The following is a 292-nucleotide window of genomic DNA, read 5'->3' on the forward strand; positions in this document are numbered from 1 at the left end:
GTCGGTGAACTCCAGCTCCACCCCGTCGATCGCGAACATCCGCTGATACTGCTTCACCAACGCATTCCGCGGCTGCGTCAGAATCCGCACCAACGCCTCCGCATCCAACGCCGACACCGACGCGACCACCGGAAGGCGCCCGATGAACTCCGGGATCAACCCGAACCGATGCAGATCCTCCGGACGCACCTGCGCGAACAGATCCTCCCCCGCACCCGTCTCGATCGACGCACCAAACCCCACACCCCGCTTACGCGCCCGCGCCGCCACGATGTCGTCCAACCCCGCAAAA

1 pseudogene is annotated in these 292 nt (G+C 65.4%); it reads right to left on the bottom strand.

Annotated features, from left to right (window positions below):
- Window positions 1–292, bottom strand: a pseudogene (locus tag ABWU78_RS20990) (ATP-dependent Clp protease ATP-binding subunit ClpX); the annotation flags it as partial.

Origin of the sequence: Cellulosimicrobium sp. CpK407 (genome assembly GCF_051844275.1) — a bacterium.
Lineage (GTDB): Bacteria > Actinomycetota > Actinomycetes > Actinomycetales > Cellulomonadaceae > Cellulosimicrobium > Cellulosimicrobium cellulans_G.